The organism is Promicromonospora sp. NPDC057138 (assembly GCF_042670845.1).
GTDB lineage: Bacteria > Actinomycetota > Actinomycetes > Actinomycetales > Cellulomonadaceae > Promicromonospora.
In genome coordinates this window covers 1-4,661 of record NZ_JBHUUX010000130.1, presented here as the reverse complement: position 1 = coordinate 4,661, position 4,661 = coordinate 1, and the positions used below count along the sequence as shown (strand labels likewise).

General features: G+C 72.6%; 5 protein-coding genes. 2 read left to right on the top strand and 3 right to left on the bottom strand.

Annotation, left to right across the window (positions count from 1 at the left end; genetic code table 11):
- Positions 1–191 precede the first annotated feature (191 nt).
- On the bottom strand, positions 192–1,736 hold the full coding sequence (locus ACFT2C_RS28965; protein ID WP_377210560.1) for an aminopeptidase P family protein: 1,545 nt from the start codon (positions 1,734–1,736) through the stop codon (positions 192–194).
- Between the two features lie 12 nt (positions 1,737–1,748).
- Entirely contained in the window at positions 1,749–2,588 is an 840-nt protein-coding gene (locus tag ACFT2C_RS28960) for an alpha/beta fold hydrolase (protein WP_377210559.1), read from the bottom strand.
- Between the two features lie 177 nt (positions 2,589–2,765).
- On the opposite strand from ACFT2C_RS28960, the gene ACFT2C_RS28955 reads away from it, so the two are divergent.
- Both ACFT2C_RS28955 and ACFT2C_RS28950 read left to right on the top strand, forming a co-directional pair.
- Positions 2,766–3,614: a PHP domain-containing protein gene (locus tag ACFT2C_RS28955; RefSeq protein ID WP_377210558.1), complete on the top strand. Its 849-nt coding sequence runs from the start codon at positions 2,766–2,768 to the stop codon at positions 3,612–3,614.
- Positions 3,611–4,246, top strand: coding sequence for a MarC family protein (locus tag ACFT2C_RS28950; protein ID WP_377210557.1), 636 nt, complete (start codon positions 3,611–3,613; stop codon positions 4,244–4,246). The genes ACFT2C_RS28955 and ACFT2C_RS28950 overlap by 4 nt, the downstream gene beginning before the upstream one ends.
- Positions 4,247–4,258: 12 nt before the next feature.
- On the opposite strand, the gene ACFT2C_RS28945 is transcribed toward ACFT2C_RS28950, so the two are convergent.
- Positions 4,259–4,555, bottom strand: a complete 297-nt coding sequence (locus ACFT2C_RS28945; RefSeq protein WP_377210556.1) for a DUF1905 domain-containing protein — start codon at positions 4,553–4,555, stop codon at positions 4,259–4,261.
- Positions 4,556–4,661 lie beyond the last annotated feature (106 nt).

The window sequence follows — 4,661 nt, the reverse complement described above, 5'->3', positions numbered from 1 at the left end:
GCTCTGAGATCGGTCAATCAAACGACCGATCTCAGAGCAACCGACCGAAGTCAGTTGTTCGCCCGTGCAACGGACCGAACTCGGTGCCGCGCCCAGCGCCGTCCCACCACGGCCGCCGCACCAGCACCGCTGCACCACCGCCGTCGCGCCAGCACCGCCGCACCACCGCCGGCGAAACCCGCCGCCAGGGCTCAGCGCAGCGATGCCATCCAGGTCTCGACGTCCTCCGGGCGGCGGGGGAGCGCCGCCGAGAGGTTCTCGTTGCCGTCCGCGGTGACCAGCACGTCGTCCTCGATGCGCACGCCGATGCCGCGGAACTCCTCGGGCACGGCGAGGTCGTCGGCCTTGAAGTACAGGCCCGGCTCGATGGTGAACACCATGCCCGGCTCCAGGACGCCGTCGAGGTAGAGCTCGCGGCGCGCCTGCGCGCAGTCGTGGACGTCGAGGCCGAGGTGGTGCGACGTGCCGTGCACCATCCAGCGGCGGTGCTGCTGGCCGTCCTCGCCGAGCGCGTCGGCGGCGGTGACGCCGTCGGGCAGGAAGCCCCACTCCTCGAGGCGGGCCGCGATGACCTCCATGGCCGCCGCGTGGACGTCGCGGAACTTGGCACCGGGCTTCGCGACGGCGAACGCGGCGTCGGCGGCGTCGAGCACGGCCTGGTAGATCTTGCGCTGGACGTCGGTGTACTCGCCGTCGACCGGCAGGGAGCGCGTGACGTCGGCGGTGTAGAGCGAGTCGACCTCGACGCCGCCGTCGAGCAGGAGCACGTCGCCGGAGCGCACCTCGCCGTCGTTCCGGATCCAGTGCAGGGTCGTGGCGTGCTCGCCCGAGGCTGCGATCGTCTCGTACCCGACGGCGTTGCCCTCGAGCCGCGCGTTCCCGTCGAACGTGGTCTCCACGACGCGCTCGCCGCGGCGGTGCTCCTTCGCGGCGGGCAGCGCGCGGACGACGGCCGCGAAGCCCTCGATCGTGCGGGCCACGGCCTCGCGCATCCGCTCGATCTCGTACTCGTCCTTGATGAGCCGGAGCTCGGACGTGGCCTCGACGAGGGCATCGTCGGACAGGGCTTCCTCGTCCTCGCCGGCCTCCAGGCGCAGCTCCTCGACGAGCGACTCGACGGCGTCGTCCGCGTCGGTCACCACGAGGAGGCGCACGCCGCCGTCGCCGACGTCCTTCGCCAGGGCGTCGCCCAGCTCGTCGATGTGGCGGGCCTCGATGCCGGTGAGGGTCTCGATGTCGGCCAGCGACGGGCGGGCGCCGACCCAGAACTCGCCGTAGCGGGCGTCGGCGTAGAACTCCTCGTTGTCGCGCGGCGCGAGGGGGCGCACGTACAGCACGGCGTGGTGGTGGGAACCGCCGTCGCCGGCGCCGTCCTCGACCGGGTGCAACACCAGGACCGCGTCGGGCTCCTGGTCGGTGCCCAGGCCCGTGAGGTGCGCGAACGCCGAGTGCGGCCGGAACCGGTAGTCGGTGTCGTTGGACCGGGTCTTGAGCGAGCCCGCCGGGATCACGAGGCGCTGGCCGGGTAGCCGCTCGGAGAGAGCGGCGCGTCGGGCGACGGTGTACGGAGCGGCGGGCGACGCCGTCAGGCCGAGCTCGGCGCGCGGGGCCCACCGCGACATCACGAAGTTCTTGAACGCGGTCGAGGCGGGACGGTGCGAACGGTTGGAACCGCGATCGGCGGTTCCCTGCTCGTCAGGCTGCGATGTGTGCGATGTGGTAGTGGGCTCGCTCATGCGCCCAGTGTTTCACGCACGCCGCCTGAAGTCCGCAAGCGCCCTGGTGAGCACCCGGTTGAAGGCCGAGGGGGCCTCCACACTGACGTCGTGCCCCGCACCCGGGATGACGACGAGCGACCCGTCGCGAGCCGCGGCGAGGTGCCGCTGCTCCCCGATGCGCATGGCGTCCCGGGCGCCGTTGACGAACCAGACCGGGACCTGCGCGGCCCGCACGTTGGCGACCGAGGAGCGCCCGGCCAGGTGCGTCAGCGCGTCCGTGACGACGTCCCAGGTGGGCCTGTACATCTCGGCGGTCCGCCGCGGCGAGATCTCGACCTGCCGCAGGTCGGCGCCGCCGGGGGCGCTGCGCAGCGAGCCGAACGGCGGCTTCAGCGCGGGTACCGAGAGGCGCGGGCGGTGCACGCTCGGGTGCACCACGCGGCCGGTGAGCCGGCGCGCGAGGTACGCGGCGCCCGCCACGGTCTTGGCGACGTCCCGGTAGAGCCGCACGGGCTTGCCCTTCGGGTCGGAGGTGCAGCCGGCGGCGAGCACGCCCGCCAGGCGGTCCGTGGTGCCCGGCCGGGCCGCCCACGCGAGCGACGTGTAGCCGCCGAGGGACAGCCCCACCAGGGCCACCGGCCCGGCGGGGAGGCGGGCGACGGCGTCGTCCAGCGCCTCGAAGGCGCCGTCCATGCTGAACCGGTCGTGCCTGCGCGAGCCGTGTGCGGGCAGGTCGACCGCTACGGCCTCGTGGCCGGCGGCGTTCACGTGCGCGACCTGGTCCTCCCAGATCGCGCCGGAGGTGCGCATGCCGTGCACGAAGACGACGCTCGTGCGGGCGTCCTGCGGGTTCTGGTCGCTGCTGTTCATTGCTTCGATGATGCGGGAACGGCTGGGGCACGCGGCGTACGACGGCGGAACAGCCCGTGAACGTGCTGTGTGGGGTTGCCGCCCGGTAGCCGGTCGACGGCGGACGGCGCCCCGGGGGTGCCGCACCTCACGCCGCCGGGGGCACGCGGGGGGCCCGGGGATCTCTACCCTGGTGGAGTGATCGACCTCCACACGCACTCCACCGCGTCAGACGGCACCGACTCGCCAGCGCGCCTGGTAGAGGTCGCCGCACTGGCCGGCGTCACCATGCTCGCCATCACGGACCACGACACGACGTCGGGCTGGGCGGAGGCTGCCGAGGCGGCCGTGCGCTACCAGGTCGGCCTGGTGCGCGGCGCCGAGATCTCGGCGATCGCCCGCACCACCGGCTGGGGCACCGGCGTCCACCTGCTGGCCTACCTGCACGACCCCACGCATCCCGCCCTGCTGGCCGAGACCGAGCGCACGCGCGACGACCGCGAGTCCCGAGCCCGGCGCATGGTCGCCCTGCTCGGCGAGGACTACCCGATCACGTGGGAGGACCTGCTCGCCCAGACCAAGTCCGGCACGACCATCGGCCGCCCGCACATCGCGGACGCGCTGGCGGCGGCCGGCGTCGTGCGCGACCGCGACGAGGCGTTCGCCACGATGCTCCGCCCCGGCACGCGGTACTACGTGGGCCACTACGCGCCCGACGCCGTCGCGGCCGTCCGCGCGGTCCGCGCCGCCGGCGGGGTGCCGGTCTTCGCGCACCCCGGGGCCGACGCGCGCGGCCGAGTAGTCCCCGACTCGACCATCGAGGAGCTCGCCGCGGCGGGCCTCGCGGGCCTCGAGGTGGACCACCGCGACCACACCCCGGACACGCGCCGTCGGCTGCGCGACGTCGCCGAGTCCCTGGACCTGCTGGTCACGGGGTCGAGCGACTTCCACGGCGCGGGCAAGCGGAACCTCATCGGCGAGAACACGACCGAGCCCGACGTGCTGGAGGCGATCGCCGCGCAGGGCACTCTCGAGGTGCTCCGGTGACCTGGTTCGACGTCGCGCTCTTCACCGAGGTGTTCGTGACGCTCTTCGTGATCATGGACCCGCCCGGCACCGTCCCGGTGTTCCTCGCGCTGACCTCGCGGATGACGGCGCAGGACCGGAGGCGTGCGGCGCGTACCGCGATCTTCGTGGCGTTCGGCGTGATCGTGGTGTTCGCGGTGTTCGGCCAGCTCCTGCTGGAGCATCTCGGGGTCTCGCTCGCGGCGCTGCAGGCGTCCGGCGGGCTGCTCCTGCTGCTGGTGGCGCTGGAGCTGCTCATGGGCAAGCTGGACTCGGGCGAGCGGGACGCGGCGGGCGCCGCCAAGAACATCGCTCTGGTGCCGCTGGCGACACCGCTGCTCGCCGGGCCGGGCACGATCGTTGCCACGATGGTGTTCGTGCAGCAGGGCGTGTACGCAGGGGAGTCGCGGGTCGGACACTACGCGTCGATCGGCATCGGGATCGTGGCGGTGTGCGTCTGCACATGGGCGGCCATGCGGTTCGCAGGGCTGGTGCACCGGGTGCTCAAGGACTCCGGCGTGACGCTGGTGACCCGGATCGCGGGCCTGCTGCTCGCGGCGATCGCCACGCAGATGATCGCCAACGGCGTCATCGAGTTCGTGCACACGGCCTGACCCGCCAGGCGGTCAGATGTCGATGGTCTCCAGGGTGACCTGCACCGGCTTCTCCGGGACGAGGCCCTCGGCCTCGCGCACCTTCTTCTTCATGGGCAGCACGTAGCCGCTGTTGCGGTCGCTCGGGAAGACGGACGTCGTCCACGTCGTCGCGCCGACCGTGACCCGCACCCGGATCGAGCCGAAGCCTCGCGGTGGCAGGGGCAGGTCGGCCAGCTCGTCGGAGTGCTCGGGCGGCACGGTGACGAACCACCAGGAGTCGGTACGCACCTGCCACTGCCACAGGGGAGCGGTGAACTCGATCTGCACGAGGAGCAACCTACGCCACAAGCCGCGAAGGGCCGCGAAGTAGAGCGCTTGTCCGAGTCTCCCTGGCGCTTTCGCAGTTGTAATTGCTTGTTTAAATAACTGGTTG

What these genes read in the sequence shown, in the direction of transcription:
- ACFT2C_RS28965 (WP_377210560.1), bottom strand. Translation starts at nt 1,736, where the DNA reads ATGAGCGAGCCCACTACCACATCGCACACATCGCAGCCTGACGAGCAG.
- ACFT2C_RS28960 (WP_377210559.1), bottom strand. Translation starts at nt 2,588, where the DNA reads ATGAACAGCAGCGACCAGAACCCGCAGGACGCCCGCACGAGCGTCGTC.